We start from the raw sequence: 18,546 nt of genomic DNA on the forward strand, positions 1-18,546 counted from the left end.
GCTGCATAAAAATGCAGATGTTTAAAAGTGGCAGCGCCTGAATCAAACCAACTCGCGCTGCCTAGCCAGCGCAAACAACCCCGTAGCAGCCAGATCTTCCGGATGCAGCTGGCTTTTGACCCCCAAATGCGCCAGCGCCAACGCATACCGCTGCGCCAGGCTGGGGCTGCCGACCAGGTGGACCGCGCCGTGGTCACCGTGGTGGTCGCACAGTTCGTGGCCGATCAGCAGGCCCGAGAGGTAGGAGGGCAGTGCGGTGGCGGCGAGGCGGTCGAACAGGCCCAGCGTGCGGGCGCCGAACAGGTGGTGGCTGAGCCCGCCGGGTTCGGCGCTGCGGTCTACGCCGAGCAAAAACGCATCGGTGTCGCGTGCTGCGTGATCGTCCTGCATCAACTTGCCCAGGATGCTGTGCTGGCGCAGCACGGCATACAGCTCGCCTGTCATGACGGTGGCGAAACCGGTCAGTTGGCCGTTGGCGATCTGTGCCCATTTGCTGTGCGTGCCGGGCAGGCAGGCGACGTGTTCTCCGTCGCCAAGTGCGGCGATCAGGCCGACCAGCTGGGTTTCTTCGCCACGCATGACATCGGGCACGCCGTGCTGCTCGCCGGTGCTCACGCCGGGCACGAACCACAGTGTGCGTCCGGGTAGCAGGTCGTTGTAGCTGCGCATTGCTTGAGCAAGTGCGGTGGTGTCGACCGGGCAGGGCAGGTACGCTTGTTCGACCCAGCCGTTGCGGCTGCCGATCATGCCCGATAGCAGCAGTGGGCCGTCCCAGCCTTCGATCAGCTTGCTCAACCCCTCGGCGAAGCGGCCCTGGCAAGCCAGGATGCCGTCGCTGCCGCGACGTTGGTCCAGCACCGTGCCATCGGCATTGAGCAGATAACCGCGCAGGCTGCTGGTGCCCCAGTCGATGGCGATCATGCGCTGGTCACCCGGCTCTCCGGCAGGCCGTGGATCGGCAGGTCGCAGAGGTACAGGCCGCCGGCTTCGGGGGTGCGGGCCAGCTCTTCGGCGCTGTGGTCCAGGCGTGAGCTGATCACATGCAGGCGGTCCAGCGCGGCGCCACCGAAGGCGCTGCAGGTGGGGTGCTTGACCGGCAGTTGCACGATGCGCTCGACGCTGCCGTCGGGCCGATAGCGCACCACGCGCCAGGCGCGCCACTGCGCGTTCCACAGGTGGCCTGCGCTGTCGATGATTGACCCGTCCGGCTCGGCATCGTCGCGATCAAGTGTGGCGAAGACGCGCGTGTTGCTGGTCTGCGCACTGTCGGCGTCGTAGTCGCAGCACAGGATCTGCGGGCGCACCGAGTCGCAGTAGTACAGCGTGCGGCCATCGGGGCTGAAGCAGATCGAGTTGGGGATCGACACGCCTGGCAGCGGCAAGGCACGCAGGCCGTGACGCAGCGAGAACTGGTACATCGCGCCGCGCGCGGCCTTGTCGTCGTGCTCGTCCATGGTGCCAAATACGAAGTTGCCATTGCGATCGGCGCGGCCATCGTTGCTGCGCGTGAGCGGGTTGTCGGCTTCGACATCGGCTAGCTTTTCGAGCGGCAGCGCATCGCCTTGTCCGTCGGCATGGTCCGGGTCGGCGATGCAGATCGATTTGGCCAGCGCGATCAGTACGCGGCCGTCATCCATCAAGCCGATGCACCCCGGGCGATCGGGCAGCGCCCAGTAGCGCGTGTGCGCGCTTTGCGGGTGATGCCGCCACAGGCTTTTTTCGCTGATGTCGACCCAGTACAGCGCCTGGCGCTGCTCGCACCACAGCACGCCTTCGCCATGCGTGCAGCGGCTGTCGACCGCCAGTACTGCGGTGTGTTCGATCATGCTCACCATTCGGCAATGCTGCCATCGCCGTGACGCCACACCGGGTTACGCCAATCGGGCGGATTGTCGTTTGCGCGCTTGAGCATCTCTTCGTCGATCTCCACACCGAGGCCGGGCTTGGGCAGGGCGGCAATACTGCCATCTACACACTGAAAATCGTCTCTATTGATGACGTAATCGAGCAGGTCGGCGCCTTCGTTGTAGTGGATGCCTATGCTCTGTTCCTGCAGCACCGCGTTGTGCGAGACGAAGTCCACGTGCAGACAGGCGGCGAGCGCGATCGGGCCGAGCGGGCAGTGCGGGGCGAAGCCGACATCGTAGGCTTCGGCCATCGCGGCGATCTTGACGCACTCGGTGATGCCGCCGGCATGCGAGAGGTCCGGCTGCACCATCCCGATACCGCCGGCGCACAGCACGTTCTTGAATTCGAAGCGCGAGAACATGCGCTCGCCGGCCGCCAGCGGAATCGAGGTACTTGCGGCCAGCCGCGGGTAGTACTCGGCCTGTTCGGCCAGTACCGGTTCTTCGACGAACAGCGGCTTGAACGGTTCCAGTTCGCGCAGCAGCGCCTTGGCCATCGGCGCGCCGACGCGGCCGTGGAAGTCGATGCCGAAGTCGATGCTGTTGCCGAAGGTCTCGCGGATCTCGGCGACCTTGACCACGGCCGCGTCGACGGCGCGCGCGCTGTCGATCAGCTTCATTTCTTCGGTACCGTTGAACTTGAAGGTGTCGAAGCCCAGCGCTTGGTAATCGGTGATCTGCTGGATGATCGCGCCGGGCCGGTCGCCGCCGACCCAGCAATAGGTCTTCATGCGATCGCGCACCAGCCCGCCCAGCAGCTCGTACACCGGCACGCCCAGCGCCTTACCCTTGATGTCCCACAGGGCCTGGTCGATACCGGCAATTGCGCTCATCAGGATGGCGCCGCCGCGGTAGAAGCCGGCGCGGTACATGGTCTGCCACAGGTCGTTGATGCGCGCCGGGTCCTTGCCGACGACATAGCCGGCCAGTTCGTGCACGGCGGCCTCCACCGAGCGCGCGCGGCCTTCGATGACCGGTTCGCCCCAGCCGGTGATGCCCTCGTCGGTCTCGACCTTGAGGAACAGCCAGCGCGGTGCGGCGTGGTAAGTGGTGAGGCGGGTGATCTTCATCCTTGCAGTTCCTGGTAGGCCTGCACGAAGGCGCGTGCATGCATCTGGGTCGTTTGGAGCGATTGCGCGGGTTTGTACAGTTCGCCACCGATGCCGGCGCCGGCAGCGCCCTGCGCGAGGAAGCCGGCCAGCGTCTGCGGGCTGACACCGCCGACCACATAGACCGGAATGTGCGTGGGCAGCACCGAGCGCAGCGCGCGCACATGCGCGGCGCCATAGGTCGCGGCGGGGAACAATTTCAAGATTGTTGCGCCGGCATCGATGGCGTCGAACGCCTCGCTGGCGGTGGCGAAGCCGGCGACCACGGTGAGCCCGCGCGCCACCGCATGGCGGATCAGCGACGGGCGCGTATTCGGGGTGACGATAAAGCGCGCGCCGATCTCGGCCAGGGTGTCGACGTCTTCATTGCGCAGCACGGTGCCGGCGCCGATCCAGGCGCGCGCGCCGTAGCTCTGCTGGGCCAGCGCGATGCTCTGGGCCCAGCGCGGCGAATTGAGCGGGATTTCGATCGCGTCGAAACCGGCGTCGATCAGCGCGCCGATATGGTCGAGCGTTTCTTCCGGCGTGATGCCACGCAGGATGGCGATCAGCGGCAGGGCGAATAGGCTGGCGGTGGTGTCTGAGGTCATCGTGTTACTCGCGATAGAGCGGAAAAGCGGCCGCTGGCGACCGGTTGGTCGGCAACGTCGTGGGAGCTTGCGCAACTGCGCGCTGCAAACATGGGCCGCAGGCGCGCGGTGAAAGATCGGAACCGGGGGAACGGGCAGGCGCGGCTAGGCAATGACGGGGCTGATCGCAGCAATTGCATGCGCCCTCAAACCGCCCACAATCGGCCGGCAACATGCGGTTATCGTCTTCCAACTCCGCGTATATGAGGTGCACGATGCCTCTCGTGAAAGATTTAGGTCACGTCTGTTCTGGCTGCTCCCGGGAGGTCGGGGCTCCTGCTGCGGCGCTCGATAGCCTCGCGCGGGGAGATATATGCTGCAAATGAAATTTTCAGCATATTCTATTCCTCCTACGAATACACCCTCGCGGCGACCTCCATGGTAAATTCTGGCACTCCCTGGTTCAACGCAGCCCGGCTCAAGACACGCCAGCTCTTGCTGCTGCTGCATTTGCACGAACAGCGCTCGGTCTTGCGTGCGGCCGAGGCCGCCAGCATGACCCAGCCGGCGGCCTCCAAACTGCTGGCGGAAATGGAGGACATGCTGGGGGTGAAATTGTTCGAACGGCATGCGCGTGGGGTGGAGCCGACCTGGTACGGCCATGTGCTGATCCGGCGCGCGCGCGCAGCAATGTCGGAGATCGGCCGGGCGCAGGAAGAGATCGCCGCGCTGCGTGCCGGGCGCATGGGACAGGCCTCGATCGGTACCGTGGTCAATCCGGGCACCAACCTGGTGCCGCAGGCGATCGCCGAGGTCAAGCGCGAGTTACCCGACATTCTGGTGCGGGTGGAAATGGATTACAGCCGGCCGTTGGTGGCCAAGTTGCTCGATGGCCAGCTGGATATCGTGATCGGCCGCATTCTGGGGCCGGAGGGCGTGGGCGAGCTGGAATTTGAGCCGCTGGCTGACGAGCCGCATTCGGTGATCGCGCGTGCCGGCCATCCGCTGGCCAGCCGGGCCGGTCTGCAGCATGCCGATCTGGTGCGCTATGGCTGGATCATGCCGCCGGCCGACAGCGTGCTGCGCACGCGGCTGGATTCGATGTTCATGGAGCATGGCGTGCAGACGCCGACCAATGCGATAGAGACCTCGTCCCTGCCGGTCACCTCGGCGTTGCTGCGGGGCACCGACATGCTGACCGCCCTGCCGGTGGAATCAGTGGCGGCACTGATCCAAGTCAAGCTGTTGACCGTTCTGCCGATCGAACTGGGCGTGCGGATGGAGTCGTTCGGCATCATCCGTCGGCGCGACTACATACTGCCGCCGGCTGCCGAACGCATCCTGCAGGCACTGCGCACGACCGCGCGGCGTTTGTATCCCGGTTTGCGCGGGCCGGAATCGCTTGGCTAAGCTGATGGCCGGTGTGGACGTGTAAAAGAACCCCTCGGCAGAAATCATCGAAGGCGACCTGGGCGGCACGGTCAATCTGCGCACGCGCATGCGGTTCGACAACCCCGGCCGGATCGTCGGCGGCTATGTCGATGACGACTACCGCGACAGGAGCAGGCAGTACAAGCCGTCGGCCGCGTTCCTGTTCAGCGATCGCTGGAACACCGGCATCGGCGAAATGGTCTGCATGATCGACATCGCGCATTCGGAGCTTGCCACGCGCTCGGACGGCATCCAGCTGCAGCCGTACGTGCGGCGTACCGACGATGCGGTGCTTCTTGCCGGTAGCAGGCGCAGCGAGGTCTTCGTGCCCGGCGGGGTGAACTGGCGTCGGTTGGATTGCGAGCGCAGGCGCGACGGTAGTGCGGCAGCATTCCAGTGGAAGCCGCGCGATGCCACCGAGATCTATGCGCAGTTCCTGCGTTCGCGCTACGACATGAACTGTCAGGAGCGCGCGGCGTTTGTCAACGACAGCAACAACAGCATCACGCCAGCGCCGGGCACGACCGTCGAACTTCTATCGCTTCAACGACTATCTGCATCTGGGCGTGCAGGCAACAACCTGACCAATACGGTGACTCAGGTGTTGATGGGGCCGACCTCGTCTGCCGTCGGCGCAGGGGACACGCGTCTGTATTCGCGCTCTTAGTTCGTCAACGACCGGCGCTACTCGCTGGTGCTGCGAATGAACTGATAAGCGTGGTCGGTTGCGGATTCAGCCTGCGCCAGCTCGCAGCGTTAAGCTCGTTCCGGGGAATCCGGCCGTCTGGCCCCGCACGGCCAGACCTGCGGGGGTTTCTCGGTGTTTCTATATTTTTAAGGAATAGCTCGCCAGGAATATTTCATTGGTTTGGCATGAGAGTCGCGCCCTATGCTCCGGCCGCAGCCGCGAGGTAAGCCTTATCGGGATGACCACGCATCCAGCCAGTCTCGGCCTTTTTCGTATTCGGATGCGGGCCAGCAACAACCACGGGCAGGGCGTTCGCGCACCGGCCCGCCAAAACACAAAGTACATGCGTCCTGGGAGGGAGCACCATGTCAGTGCAACATCGCCACATTCCGGGAGGCTGGACTGTGGGTCAGTGTTCGATCCGTGATTTCCGCCGCTCCGTGATGGCCATGAGTGTGGCGACGCTGTTGAGCGCGCAGGCCTATGCGCAGGACGCGCCCCCCACTGCTGCTCCGGCGCAGGACCCGACCACCCAACAGCTCGACACCGTGCAGGTCACCGGCACCCGCAGCAGCGTCACCAAGGCGCAGCTGGTCAAGCAGAACGCCGAGCAGATCGTCGATTCGATCGTTGCCGAAGACATTGGCAAGCTGCCCGACAACAACGTGGCCGAGGCGCTGCAGCGCATCTCCGGCATCCAGATCACGCGCAACTACGGCGAAGGCAGCTCGATCGCCATTCGCGGTCTGACCCAGGTGCGTACCGAACTCAATGGCCGCATCAATGCGCAGACCGAGAAGACCTACGCGGCCTACGGCGTATTGCGCTTCGGTGTAGACAGCGATTCGATCCCGTTCGACGGCAATATCGGCGTGCGCGTGGTGCGTACCGAGGTCGGCTCCACCGGCGTGCGTACCGGCACGGACGGCGAGGGTGGCGGTCTGATTCCGGTGGATGCACAGCAGACCTATACCGACGTGCTGCCTAGCTTGAATCTGCGCTGGATGCTCAGCGACACGCTGCAGTGGCGTTTTGCAGCCTCGCGCGGTATCTCGCGCCCGACTTTCGATCGCCTTAATCCAAATTTGAGCCTTGGTACCAACTCTGGCGCGGGTGGCTCCACCTTAATAGGGAGCGCGGGTAATCCAGAGCTGGAGCCGGTTAAAGCTGATCAATTCGACACGGCGCTGGAGTGGTATTTCGGTCAGGGCTCGATGATGTACAGCACGCTGTTCTACAAAAAAGTAGAGGGCTTTATTGCCAATGCAGTCTTCAATGAGATCTACGATGGCCAGCTTGCGCAGATCACCCGCCCGGTCAATGGCGATGCCGGCAAGATCCGCGGTGCGGAACTGGGCTACACGCAGTTTTTCGACTTCCTGCCGGGTTGTTTGAGCGGCTTCGGCCTGCAGACCAACTACACCTACGTCGACAGCGAGGCGCCGAGCCCGACGGCCACCGACACCAACGGCCAGGCGCTGACCGTGCCGCTGGAAGGCTTGTCCAAGAACAGCTACAACGCGATCCTCAGCTACGAAACGGCGCGCTTCCAAGGCCGTGTGGCCTACAACTGGCGCAGCGACTGGCTGGTGACCACCGCAGGCAACGGCACCGGCAATCTGCCGGTCTACAACAAGGGCTTCGGCCAGTTGGATGCCTCGCTGCGTTTCAACATCAATGCTGTGTGGTCGATCTCGCTCGATGGTGTGAATCTGCTCGATACCCGGCGCGAAAGCTATCTGGGCAGCGAGTCGCGCTACCGCGACTTTGTGATCAACGATCGTCGGTATGGCCTGACTTTGCGGGCCAGCCTGTAGAACGTGCCGTAGGAAGTGCGTCTGCTGTCCGGCGAGCGGTGCAGGTAGCTTGTTGGACCGGTGTTTTTTCAGTCGGTGGCAACCATCGACCGCAACGGGAGCCGGAGCAATGATCGTCATGATCGATCAGCCTACTGAGCCCCGTCGTCTTCGTACGCAATCGTGGCAGGCCCGTCTGTGGGTGTTGCTGCTGTTGGCGTCTGTCTTTCGGCTGCATGCCGCCGATTCCGGTGCGCAGGGGCCTTACCAATGGCGCAGCGTTGCCATTGGCGGTGGCGGTTTTGTCACCGGGTACGGCGGCGTGTGCCGTCGCATTGTTGCGCGCCGATTGGCTGCGCCGAACTTGGAGATCACTGCATGACTGCTTCTCTCATTGCCCGCGGTTGCCTGTTGGGCCTGGCCCTGATCAGCCCCGCCGCGTTGGCACAACCGACCTTGCCGTTGTTGTTTGCCGATGGTGCGGTGCTGCAGCGCGACCAGCCGATGCCGGTCTGGGGTTGGGCATCGCCCAATGCGGCAATCACAGTCGGCTTTGATGGCAAGCGCGCCACCTCCAAGGCCGATGCGAAATGGCAGTGGAAAGTGAAGTTGCCTGCGCACAAGGCTGGCGGCCCATACGTGCTGAGCGTGCAGGGCGATGGTGGCGAGCTGCAGGTACGCGACGTGCTGGTCGGCGATGTGTGGCTGGCCAGCGGGCAATCGAATATGGAATGGCCGCTGGCGCAGGCCAGCGATGGCCTGCAAGCGGTGGCTGCCGCCAACGACCCGCAATTGCGCCATTTCAAGGTACCCAAATCCTGGTCGGAGCAGCCGCAAGCGCGCCTGAGCGGCGGCGATTGGAAAGCGTCCAGCCCGGCCACGGCGGGCGACTTCACTGCGGTGGGATATTTCTTCGCCAAGGAGCTGCGCGCCAGCACCGGCGTGCCGATCGGTATCGTCAACTGCACCTGGGGTGGCAGTGCGATCGAAGCGTGGATGGATGCGGCTTCGTTGGGATTTGACGAACGCCAGAGCCAGGGCGCGACGGCCGCGATCAAGCAGCGCGATGCAGTTGCGCAGGCCGCGACCGGCACGCGCATCGCACGCTGGACCAAGGTGGAAGGCGACATGCCGCAGTGGCGCGAATCGACGTTCGACGATAGCGACTGGGACAGCATTCCGACCACACAGCAATGGGAATCCAGCGGCTATGACGGCATGGATGGCATTGCCTGGTACCGCACCACCGTCACCCTGAGCGCGGCAGAAGCCAAGGCCGGCGTGCGTGTTGGGGTGGGCCAGATCGACGATTCGGACATCACTTACGTCAATGGCACGCAAGTGGGCCAGACCGAGAAACAATGGAATCTTCCACGCGTCTACGCCGTGCCGGCAGCGGCACTGCATGCCGGCATCAATCACATTGCGGTGCGCGTGGAAGATCTCAGTGGCGGCGGCGGCATGCATGGCCCCGATGAAGAACGCTTCGTCGAGACCCGCGACGGCACGCAGCGTCCACTCAACGGATGGAAATTCCGTCCGGCCGCAGTGCGGGTGTCGCTGCTGGACAACAAGAACCAACTGCCGACGCTGCTCTACAACCAGATGATCCACCCACTGCAGCCGTTCCCGGTCAAGGGCGTGATCTGGTACCAGGGCGAAACCAATGCCAGCGAGACCGGCGCGGTGAAATATCGCGAGCAGTTTGCCGCGATGATTCAGCAATGGCGCGGCGAGCGCGGCGCGAAAGAACTGCCGTTTCTGTGGGTGCAGTTGGCCAACTTCAAGGCCGGCGGCGACAAGGGCAACGTCAGCCCCTGGGCGCTGCTGCGCGAGTCGCAATCCAAGACGCTGGCGCTGCCGGCGACCGGGCAGGCGGTGATCATCGACATCGGCAACCCGACCACTATCCATCCCACCAACAAGCGCGATGTGGGCCACCGTCTGGCGCTTGCAGCGCGGCATGTGGCTTACGGCGAGACGCTGGTGTACAGCGCACCGGTGTTCAAGCAGGCGCGCTTTGCCGATGGAAAGGCGGTGCTGCGTTTTGATCTGCAGGGCAGTGTGTTGCAGGTGCGTGGCGGTGGCCAAGTGCAAGGCTTCCGCGTGGCCGGGGCGAATCAGCGCTTCCATCCGGCCACCGCGCGCATCGAGGGCGATCGCGTGATCGTGCGCAGCGATGCGGTGCGTGCACCGGTCGCGGTGCGCTACGGCTGGAGCGAAAACCCCGACGACGCCAACCTTGTAAATCGCCAACACCTTCCTGTTTCCCCCTTCCGCACCGATACCTGGTGACACAGAGTCTTATGTCCATGCCGTCCCCTGTTGCACGTGTGATTTCTTCGTCTTCTGCACGTCGTTGTCTGCGGCCGCTGCTGCTGTCTGCGCTGACGCTGACGCTGGCTGCGTGCCAATCGGGCGAGCAGGACGACACCGCCAAACCGGCCGCAGTCGCACCGGCTGCCAACACTGCAGCGACAGCGCCCGTCACCGCACCAGCGCCGGCTGCGCAGACGCCGATGCCGCAGTTCGTCGGCAAGGACGGCAAGCACGCGTTGATGGTCGATGGTGCGCCGTTCCTGATCCTAGGCGCGCAGGTCAACAACTCCAGCAATTATCCCGGCGTGATGGACAAGGTGTGGCCGGCGATGCAGTTGCTTGGCCCCAACACCGTGCAGGTGCCGATCGCCTGGGAGCAGGTCGAGCCGGAAGAAGGCAAGTTCGATTTCTCCTTCGTCGATACGCTGCTCACGCAAGCGCGTGAGCACAAGGTGCGGCTGGTGCTGCTGTGGTTTGCGACCTGGAAGAACAACGGCCCGGCGTACGCGCCGCATTGGGTCAAGACCGACAATCAGCGCTTCCCGCGCGTGCTGACGCGCGAGGGCAAGGCGATCGGCTCGCTGTCGCCGCATGCGCAGGCCACATTGGATGCCGACCGTAAGGCTTTCGTCGCCTTCATGCAGCATTTGAAGAGGGCCGACCCGCAGCGCACTGTGATCATGATCCAGCCGGAGAACGAGCCGGGTACTTACGGCAGCGTGCGTGATTTCTCGCCGATGGCGCAGAAGCTGTTTGAAGGCCCGGTGCCGGATGCGTTGCTCAAGCGCTTGAACAAGCAGCCGGGCAGCTGGGCGCAGGTGTTCGGTACCGATGCCGACGAGATCTTCCATGCTTGGTCGATCGGTCGTTACATCGATCAGGTGGCCGAAGCCGGCAAGGCCGAATACCCGCTGCCGATGTACGTCAACGCCTCACTGCGCGGGCCGTTCAATCCCGGCCAACCTGGTCAATACGCCAGCGGTGGACCCACCGATAACGTGCTGGATGTGTGGAAGGCTGCTGGCCCGCATATCGACCTGCTGGCGCCGGACATCTACATGCCCGAGTACCGCATGTACACCTCGGTGCTGGAGCGTTACGCACGCCCGGACAATGCGCTATTCGTCGCAGAAACCGGCAATCGCCCGGAATACGCGCGTTATCTGTTCCCCACGCTGGGCCATGACGGCATCGGCTGGTCGGCGTTCGGCATGGACTACACGCGCTATTCCAACTATCCGTTGGGCGCCAAACACGTCAACGAAGAAACGCTGGCACCGTTCGCGCTCGGTTTCGATCTGGTCAAGCGCGGCATGCGCCCGTTCGCCAAGGCCGCCTCCGAAGGCAAGCTGCATGGCACCGCCGAAGAACCCGGCCAGGCCGTGCAGGAACTCAAGCTCAACGACCGCTGGAGCGCCACCATCACCTATGGCGTGCCGCAGTTCTGGTTTCAGGGCAAACCGCCGGGCAATCCGGAGCCGATTGGCGCGGCCTTGATCGCTGAGCTGGGCCAGGACGAATTTCTGGTTACCGGTTATCACGTCCGCGTGACCCTGCATCCGGCCAGCGAAGCCACCGCCAACATGCTCTACGACCGCGTCGAGGAAGGCGTGTACGAAGGCGGCGACTGGAAGTTCCAGCGTAACTGGAATGGCGACCAGACCGATTACGGCGTCAACTTTTCCAACGCGCCGCAGCTGCTGAAGATCAAGCTGGCTACTTACAAATAAACGCGGCTATCAGCGTTGCCGCGCAGCTCGATCACTGCGCAGCACGCTGTCAGCCACGTTGAATCCATCGAACCCATGCGCTGCCGCCCCTGCGGCACCGTTTCGTAATTCCAAGGGAGTGAACATGCAAACCACCAACCGTTGCGCCGGCCATGCGCCTGCCACCCGGCGTACACCGCTTGCCCATTGCCTAGCGTTGTCGCTGGCCTTGCTGGCCAACGCCGCGCATGCGCAGCAAGTGCGCAAGGACGTCGATGGCGTCACCGTGGTGCCGAGCGCCAAGGGCGCCGCACCGGTGCGTCTGCAGGTGGTCGATGCCGGCATCATCCGCGTCAGTGCCGACCCGGACGGCGACTTCGTGCGCACGCCCAGCCTGATGCGCGTGCCGGTGCAGGGCGACAGCAACTTTCAGCTAGCCGAGCAGGGCGATAGCGTGCAGCTGAAGACCGGCAAGGTCACCGCCACCGTGTCCACCGTCGACGGCCATGTCAGCTTCGCCGATGCCCACGGCAAGCCGGTGCTGTCGGAAGTGGCTGGCGGGCGCAGCTTTGCTCCGCTCAAGGTCGAAGGCAAGCAGTACCTGAGCGTGCGTCAGCGCTTTCAGTCGCCAGACGACGAAGCGTTGTACGGCTTCGGCCAGCATCAGCAGGGCTGGATGAATCAGAAGGGACGCAATGTCGAGTTGCAGCAGAACAATATTGATATGGCCGTGCCGTACCTGGTGTCCAGCCGCAACTACGGCCTGCTGTGGGACAACAACGCGATCAGTCGCCTGGGCGACCCGCGCGGCCTGCAGCCGCTTCCCAAAACGCTCAAGTTGTACGACGCCAAGGGCAAGGCCGGGGCATTGACCGCGCGCTATGCGATCAACGGCAAGCAAATTGTCGAGCGTCGCGAGAGCGAGGTGAACTACCAGTACCTCAGCGACCTGACCAAGTTCCCCAAGAAGGCGATCACCAAGGACAAGGACAGCCGCATGCAGGTCACCTGGGAGGGCGAGATCGAAGCGCTCACCGGTGGCGAGCACACCTTCTCGCTGTATTCTAGCGAGTACGCCAAGTTGTACGTGGACGGCAAGCTGATCATCGATCGCTGGCGCCAGAACTGGAACCCGTGGAATCACGAGTTCAAGCTCGATCTGAAGCCGGGCACGCGTCACACCGTTAAGGTCGAGTGGGACCTGATCGACCCCAGCTACATCGCGCTGCTGCATCGCGATCCGCTGCCGGCCACGGAGGCCAAAGACGTGTCGCTATGGTCCGAAGCCGGCCAGATGATCGACTACTACTTCGTCTGGGCCGATTCCTACGATCAGGCCGTTGCCGGTTATCGCGAACTCACCGGCAAGTCGGTGATGCTGCCCAAGTGGGCGTATGGCTTCTGGCAGAGCCGCGAGCGTTACAAGAGCCAGGATGAGTTGGTTGGCGTGCTGGCCGAGTACCGCAAGCGCAAGCTGTCGCTGGACAATATCGTGCTGGATTGGTCGTACTGGCCCGAAAACGCCTGGGGCTCGCACGATTTCGACCCCAAGCACTTCCCGGACCCGGACGGCATGGTCAAGTCCGTGCACGATATGCACGCGCAGATCATGATTTCGGTCTGGCCCAAGTTCTACCCCACCACCGCCAACTACAAGGAACTGGATGCCGCCGGTTTCATGTACAAGCGCAATGTCCAAGTCGGTGAGCTGGACTGGATCGCCAAAGGCTACAAGAACGCGTTCTACGATCCGTATTCGGAAAAAGCGCAGGCCATTTACTGGCGCCAGGTCAACGAAAAGCTCAACAGCAAGGGCTTCGATGCGTGGTGGATGGACGCCGACGAGCCGGACGTGCATTCCAACCTGGACATCGGCGAGCGCAAGGCACGCACCACGCCGACCGCGCTGGGCCCGTCCACCGAGTTCTTCAACTCGTACCCGTTGCCGCACACGCATGGCGTGTACGTAGGTGATCGGGCGGCCGACGACAAGCGCGTGTTCATTCTGTCGCGCAAGGGCTATGCCGGCACCCAGCGCAATGCGGTGGCAGTGTGGAGCGGCGACATCGTCTCGCGCTGGGACGACATGCACGACCAGATCTCCGCGGGCGTCAACATGGCGCTCTCGGGCCTGCCCAACTGGACCTTCGACATCGGCGGTTTCGCGGTGGAGAAGCGCTACGAAAACCAGGACCCGGCGCATTTGCCGGAATGGCGCGATCTCAACACGCGCTGGTTCCAGTTTGGTGCGTTCGTGCCGATCTTCCGCTCGCACGGCCAGTTCCCGTACCGCGAAATCTGGAACATCGCCCCCGAAGGCACGCCGTTCTACGACAGCATGGCCTACTACAACCGCCTGCGTTACGCGTTGCTGCCGTACATCTACAGCCTGGCCGGCGACACCTATCAGAGCGACGGCGTGATCATGCGCGGCATGATGATGGACTTCCCGAACGACCCCAAGGTTCGCGACATCAACGACCAGTATCTGTTTGGGCCTGCCTTCCTGGTCGCTCCGGTGACCCGCTTCGGCGCCACCTCACGTCAGGTGTATCTGCCGGCCGGCAGCAGCTGGCTGGATTTCGCCACCGGCAAGCGCTACGAAGGTGGCCAGAGCATCGAAGCGGCCGCGCCGATCGAGCGCATGCCGTTGTGCGTGCGCGCCGGTTCCATCGTGCCCACCGGCCCGGTGCAGGAATACGTGGACCAGACGCCAGACGCACCGCTCACTGTGGTGGTCTACACCGGCGCCGACGGGCAGTTCTCGCTGTATGAGGACGACGGCAAGGGCTACGGCTACGAAAAGGGCGAGTTCAGCCGCATTCCGCTGAGCTGGAACCAGGCCAAGGGCGAGCTGAGCATCGGCAAGCGCGAAGGCAGCTGGACCGGCATGCAGGCCAAGCGCACCGTCAATGTGCGCTTCGTCGATGGCCCGCGCGACGACGCCGGTGCGCTCGAGCCCAAGACCGACGCCAGCATCCAGTACGACGGCAAGCCGGTCAGCGTGTTGCAGCGCAAGATTGCGTCCGGCAAAGCGCGTCGTCGATGATCGCAGGTCGTTGTCAGTCAGTGAGTGCGCAGATGCCGGATCGCCGCGAGGCTCGGGCGTGCAGGTCCGGTCATGCAGCACGGTGGTGCACGTGCTGACCCGCAGGGAAGTCTGCAAGGCAACCGGTGCCGCACTCGCGGGGCTGGGGGCTGCGCCGGCTGCGTCCGCGGTTGCTGCGCCGGCAGTCGCCAAGGCAGCCGGCAAGCAATCGCTGCCTGCCGTCGCGGCCGGCGATGCCTTGCAGCTGTGGTATCGCGAACCGGCCAACGAATGGGTACAGGCCTTGCCGGTCGGCAACGGCCGGCTGGGCGCGATGGTGTGGGGCGGCATTGCCCACGAGCGCCTGCAACTCAACGAGGACACGCTGTACGCAGGCGGCCCATACGACGCCACCAGCCCCGAGGCGCTGGCGGCCTTGCCGCAGGTGCGCGCACTGATTTTTGCCGGGCGCTATGCCGAAGCCGAAGCACTGGCCGACGCCAAGTTGCTCTCGCGTCCGCTCAAGCAGATGCCATATCAACCGCTGGGCGATCTGCTGCTGGATTTCGATCGTGCCGACGGCATCAGCGAGTATCGCCGTCAGCTCGATCTGGATACCGGCGTGGCCACCACCACGTTCCGTTCCGGCGGCGCAGTGCATCGGCGCGAGGTGTTCGTATCTGCGCAAGCGCAGTGCATCGTGGTGCGCCTGTCGTGCGATCGCCCACGTGCGATTTCCTTGCGCGTGGGTATCGACAGCCCGCAGACCGGCGAGGTCACGGTGGAGCAGGGTGGCCTGCTGTTCAGCGGTCGCAACGGCAGCTTCGCCGGTATCGACGGCAAGCTGCGCTTTGCGTTGCGCGTGTTGCCGCAGATCAAGGGCGGCACGGTCAGCGATCTGCGCGACCGCGTGCGCATCGAGGGCGCCGATGAAGTGGTGCTGCTGCTCACTACCGCCACCAGCTACCAACGCTACGACGCAGTCGATGGCGACCCGCTTGCGCTAACTGCAGCAAGTTTGAAAAAAGCAGGCAAGCTGGACTACGCCGCATTGCTGCGTGCGCATCTGGCCGATCATAAACGGCTGTTCCGGCGCGTGGCGATCGACCTCGGCACCAGCGAAGCGGCGAAGCTGCCCACCGACGAACGCGTGCAGGCGTTTGCCAAGGGCAACGACCCGGCACTGGCAGCGCTGTATCACCAATTAGGCCGGTACCTGCTGATCTGCAGCTCGCGTCCAGGTTCCCAACCGGCCAATCTGCAGGGCATCTGGAACGACCTGATGCAGCCGCCGTGGGAAAGCAAGTACACCATCAACATCAACACCGAGATGAACTACTGGCCCAGCGAGGCCAACGCGCTGCACGAATGCGTCGAACCGCTGGAATCCATGTTGTTCGATCTGGCCAAGACCGGGGCGCACACCGCACGCGCGATGTACGACGCGCCCGGTTGGGTGGTGCACAACAACACCGACCTGTGGCGCCAGGCCGGTCCGATCGATGGCGCCAAGTGGAGCCTGTGGCCGATGGGCGGCGTGTGGCTGCTGCAACAGCTGTGGGACCGCTGGGATTACGGCCGCGACCGTGCCTATCTGGGCAAGATCTACCCCTTGTTCAAGGGCGCGGCGGAGTTCTTCGTGGCCACCCTGGTGCGCGACCCGCAGACCGGTGCGATGGTGACCACTCCCTCGATCTCGCCGGAAAACCAGCATCCGTTCAACGCCGCGCTCTGCGCTGGCCCCACGATGGACGCGCAGCTGCTGCGCGATCTGTTCGCGCAATGCATCGCGATGAGCAAGCTGCTCAAGCTGGACGATGCCTTTGCACACCGCCTGAGCACGCTGCGCGAGCAACTACCGCCCAACCGCATCGGCAAGGCGGGGCAGTTGCAGGAATGGCAGCAGGACTGGGACATGGAGGTGCCGGAGATTCATCACCGTCACGTCTCGCATCTGTACGCGCTGCATCCGTCCAGCCAGATCAATCTGCGCGATACGCCCGACCTCGCGGCGGCCGCCAGGCGCTCGCTGGAGATTCGTGGCGACAACGCCACTGGTTGGGGCATCGGCTGGCGCTTGAATCTGTGGGCGCGTCTGGCCGATGGCGAGCATGCGTACCGCATCCTGCAACTGCTGCTCTCGCCCGAGCGCACCTACCCGAATCTGTTCGACGCGCATCCGCCGTTTCAGATCGATGGCAACTTCGGCGGCACTGCCGGCATCACCGAAATGCTGCTGCAAAGCTGGGGCGGCAGCGTGTTTCTGCTGCCCGCATTGCCCAGTGCCTGGCCACGCGGCAGTGTGCGCGGGTTGCGCGTGCGTGGCGGTGCCAGCGTGGACCTGCAATGGGAGGGCGGTCGCCTGCAGCAGGCACGCCTGCACAGCGACCGTGGCGGGCGCTATCAACTGTCTTATGCAGGGCAGACCCTGGACCTGGACCTGGGCGCCGGTCGCACCCAGCAGGTGGGCCTCCACAACAACCGATTGGTGACGCAATGAGCTTGTACGTAGGACTGGATGTGGGCACGCAGAGCGTCAAGCTGGTGGCCTACGATGCGCCAGAGCGCGACGTGGTGGCCACCATCGCCGCGCCCATGGAACTGATCAGCCGCGACGACGGCACCCGCGAGCAGCACGCGCAGTGGTGGATCGATGGCATCGTGCACTGCTTCGCCCAACTCGATGGCGCGCAGCGTGCGCAGGTGCGCGGCATCTCGGTCTCCGGCCAGCAGCACGGTTTTGTGCCGGTTGCCGCCGATGGCAGCGTCACCGCACCGGTGAAGCTGTGGTGCGACACCAGCACCGCGCTGGAATGCGACGAGATCATGGACGCGGTGGGCGGCGTCGCCGGCAGTGTGGCCACTGCAGGCAACCCGATCATGGCTGGCTACACCGCCTCTAAATTACCTTGGACGCGCAAGCATCGCCCCGAGGCGTATGCAGCCATGACCACGGTGATGCTGCCGCACGAGTACGTGAACTTCTGGCTCACCGGCGAGCGCTTTGCCGAAGTGGGCGATGCCTCCGGCACCGGCTGGCTGGACGTGCGCACGCGCCAGTGGTCCGAGCGCATGCTTGGCGCCGTCGATGCACAGCGCGATCTGCGCGATGCACTGCCGCCGCTAGTGGAGACTGGCGCGGTGTTCGCATTGTCCGACGCAGCTGCCGACGCATTGCATCTGCCAGCGGGCGTGCGTGTCACCACCGGTGGCGGCGACAACATGATGGCCGCCATCGGCACCGGCAATGTGGTGCCGGGTCGCTTGACCATGAGCCTGGGCACCTCCGGCACCTTGTTCGCCTACGCCGATCACCCGGTGGTGGACGACGACGCACGCTGGGCCGCGTTCTGCTCGTCCAGCGGTGGCTGGCTGCCGCTGATCTGCACCCTGAACTGCACCGTTGCCACTGAGGCGGTGATGCAGATGTTCTCCATCACCCGCGAACAGACCGAGGCGCTGATCGCCAGCACCACACCGGGTGCCGATGGCCTGGTATTGCTGCCTTTCTTCAACGGCGAGCGCACCCCGAATCTGCCGTCCGCACGCGGCTGCCTGTTCGGCATGGAGTTGCATAACACCACGCCGGCGCATTTCTATCGCGCCGCGATGGAAGGGGCGACCTACAGCCTGCGCAACGGCTTCGATGCGTTCGTGGCCGCAGGCCTGCAGTTCGACACCATCCTGCTTACCGGCGGCGGCAGCAAGAGTGCGCAGTGGCGGCAGATGGTGGCCGATATCTTAAATCTACAGGCCATTGTGCCGACCCAGCCCGAAGGCGCCGCATTCGGTGCCGCGTTGCAGGCCTCGTGGGCCTGCGATCGCCACGACGGCGGCGCAGACGCATTGCCGGATGTGGTGCTGGAGCATCTGCAGACCGACCAAGCGCTCTCGGCGCAGCCGGATCCGCAACGCGTGGCCCGGTACCAGCAGCATTACCAGAACTTCCTCAAGCACCTGCAGGTCGTCAGCCCGCTCTACGCCGGCTGA

The 18,546-nt window shown here is 64.2% G+C and carries 11 protein-coding genes and 2 pseudogenes; 9 read left to right on the plus strand and 4 right to left on the minus strand.

Going from position 1 to position 18,546, the window contains the following annotated elements:
* Positions 1 to 42 precede the first annotated feature (42 nt).
* The 4 genes from XpopCFBP1817_RS04215 to XpopCFBP1817_RS04230 are packed head-to-tail and all read right to left on the minus strand — an operon-like array spanning position 43 to position 3,606.
* On the minus strand, positions 43 to 921 hold the full coding sequence (locus XpopCFBP1817_RS04215; protein ID WP_128416129.1) for a 2-dehydro-3-deoxygalactonokinase: 879 nt from the start codon (positions 919 to 921) through the stop codon (positions 43 to 45).
* Complete coding sequence (locus tag XpopCFBP1817_RS04220) at positions 918 to 1,835, minus strand: SMP-30/gluconolactonase/LRE family protein (protein WP_128416130.1); 918 nt, start codon at positions 1,833 to 1,835, stop codon at positions 918 to 920. The genes XpopCFBP1817_RS04215 and XpopCFBP1817_RS04220 overlap by 4 nt, the downstream gene beginning before the upstream one ends.
* Positions 1,829 to 2,977: a galactonate dehydratase gene (dgoD, locus tag XpopCFBP1817_RS04225; protein ID WP_128416131.1), complete on the minus strand. Its 1,149-nt coding sequence runs from the start codon at positions 2,975 to 2,977 to the stop codon at positions 1,829 to 1,831. Before dgoD ends, XpopCFBP1817_RS04220 begins: the two co-directional genes overlap by 7 nt.
* Positions 2,974 to 3,606, minus strand: coding sequence for a 2-dehydro-3-deoxy-6-phosphogalactonate aldolase (locus tag XpopCFBP1817_RS04230; RefSeq protein WP_128416132.1), 633 nt, complete (start codon positions 3,604 to 3,606; stop codon positions 2,974 to 2,976). The genes dgoD and XpopCFBP1817_RS04230 overlap by 4 nt, the downstream gene beginning before the upstream one ends.
* Before the next feature lie 417 nt (positions 3,607 to 4,023).
* Between XpopCFBP1817_RS04230 and XpopCFBP1817_RS04240 the strand changes: the two genes are divergently transcribed.
* From XpopCFBP1817_RS04240 to xylB, 9 genes and pseudogenes are all read left to right on the plus strand, one after another.
* Positions 4,024 to 4,995, plus strand: a complete 972-nt coding sequence (locus XpopCFBP1817_RS04240) for a LysR substrate-binding domain-containing protein (RefSeq protein ID WP_128416133.1) — start codon at positions 4,024 to 4,026, stop codon at positions 4,993 to 4,995.
* Positions 4,991 to 5,543: pseudogene (locus tag XpopCFBP1817_RS04245) on the plus strand (TonB-dependent receptor); the annotation flags it as partial. The gene XpopCFBP1817_RS04240 and the pseudogene XpopCFBP1817_RS04245, both read left to right, overlap by 5 nt.
* Before the next feature lie 610 nt (positions 5,544 to 6,153).
* On the plus strand, positions 6,154 to 7,521 hold the full coding sequence (locus XpopCFBP1817_RS04250; RefSeq protein WP_425479056.1) for a TonB-dependent receptor: 1,368 nt from the start codon (positions 6,154 to 6,156) through the stop codon (positions 7,519 to 7,521).
* 109 nt (positions 7,522 to 7,630) lie between these two features.
* Positions 7,631 to 7,813 (plus strand): annotated as a pseudogene (locus XpopCFBP1817_RS04255) (hypothetical protein); the annotation flags it as partial.
* Positions 7,814 to 7,878: 65 nt separating this feature from the next.
* On the plus strand, positions 7,879 to 9,795 hold the full coding sequence (locus tag XpopCFBP1817_RS04260; protein WP_128416135.1) for a sialate O-acetylesterase: 1,917 nt from the start codon (positions 7,879 to 7,881) through the stop codon (positions 9,793 to 9,795).
* Between the two features lie 11 nt (positions 9,796 to 9,806).
* The gene (galD, locus tag XpopCFBP1817_RS04265; protein WP_167393822.1) at positions 9,807 to 11,549 is read left to right on the plus strand and encodes a GH35 family beta-galactosidase GalD; all 1,743 of its coding nucleotides are present in this window, start codon (positions 9,807 to 9,809) and stop codon (positions 11,547 to 11,549) included.
* Between the two features lie 124 nt (positions 11,550 to 11,673).
* Positions 11,674 to 14,577 (plus strand): TIM-barrel domain-containing protein, encoded by a 2,904-nt coding sequence (locus tag XpopCFBP1817_RS04270; RefSeq protein ID WP_128416136.1) that lies wholly within the window; start codon positions 11,674 to 11,676, stop codon positions 14,575 to 14,577.
* 91 nt (positions 14,578 to 14,668) lie between these two features.
* Positions 14,669 to 17,056, plus strand: a complete 2,388-nt coding sequence (locus tag XpopCFBP1817_RS04275) for a glycoside hydrolase family 95 protein (RefSeq protein WP_167393823.1) — start codon at positions 14,669 to 14,671, stop codon at positions 17,054 to 17,056.
* The gene (gene xylB, locus XpopCFBP1817_RS04280; RefSeq protein ID WP_128416137.1) at positions 17,053 to 18,546 is read left to right on the plus strand and encodes a xylulokinase; all 1,494 of its coding nucleotides are present in this window, start codon (positions 17,053 to 17,055) and stop codon (positions 18,544 to 18,546) included. Before XpopCFBP1817_RS04275 ends, xylB begins: the two co-directional genes overlap by 4 nt.

Source organism: Xanthomonas populi, from assembly GCF_002940065.1.
Classification (GTDB): Bacteria; Pseudomonadota; Gammaproteobacteria; order Xanthomonadales; family Xanthomonadaceae; genus Xanthomonas; species Xanthomonas populi.

What these genes read in the sequence shown, in the direction of transcription:
- XpopCFBP1817_RS04215 (WP_128416129.1), bottom strand. Translation starts at nt 921, where the DNA reads ATGATCGCCATCGACTGGGGCACCAGCAGCCTGCGCGGTTATCTGCTC.
- XpopCFBP1817_RS04220 (WP_128416130.1), bottom strand. Translation starts at nt 1,835, where the DNA reads ATGGTGAGCATGATCGAACACACCGCAGTACTGGCGGTCGACAGCCGC.
- dgoD (WP_128416131.1), bottom strand. Translation starts at nt 2,977, where the DNA reads ATGAAGATCACCCGCCTCACCACTTACCACGCCGCACCGCGCTGGCTG.
- XpopCFBP1817_RS04230 (WP_128416132.1), bottom strand. Translation starts at nt 3,606, where the DNA reads ATGACCTCAGACACCACCGCCAGCCTATTCGCCCTGCCGCTGATCGCC.
- XpopCFBP1817_RS04240 (WP_128416133.1), top strand. Translation starts at nt 4,024, where the DNA reads ATGGTAAATTCTGGCACTCCCTGGTTCAACGCAGCCCGGCTCAAGACA.
- XpopCFBP1817_RS04250 (WP_425479056.1), top strand. Translation starts at nt 6,154, where the DNA reads ATGAGTGTGGCGACGCTGTTGAGCGCGCAGGCCTATGCGCAGGACGCG.
- XpopCFBP1817_RS04260 (WP_128416135.1), top strand. Translation starts at nt 7,879, where the DNA reads ATGACTGCTTCTCTCATTGCCCGCGGTTGCCTGTTGGGCCTGGCCCTG.
- galD (WP_167393822.1), top strand. Translation starts at nt 9,807, where the DNA reads ATGTCCATGCCGTCCCCTGTTGCACGTGTGATTTCTTCGTCTTCTGCA.
- XpopCFBP1817_RS04270 (WP_128416136.1), top strand. Translation starts at nt 11,674, where the DNA reads ATGCAAACCACCAACCGTTGCGCCGGCCATGCGCCTGCCACCCGGCGT.
- xylB (WP_128416137.1), top strand. Translation starts at nt 17,053, where the DNA reads ATGAGCTTGTACGTAGGACTGGATGTGGGCACGCAGAGCGTCAAGCTG.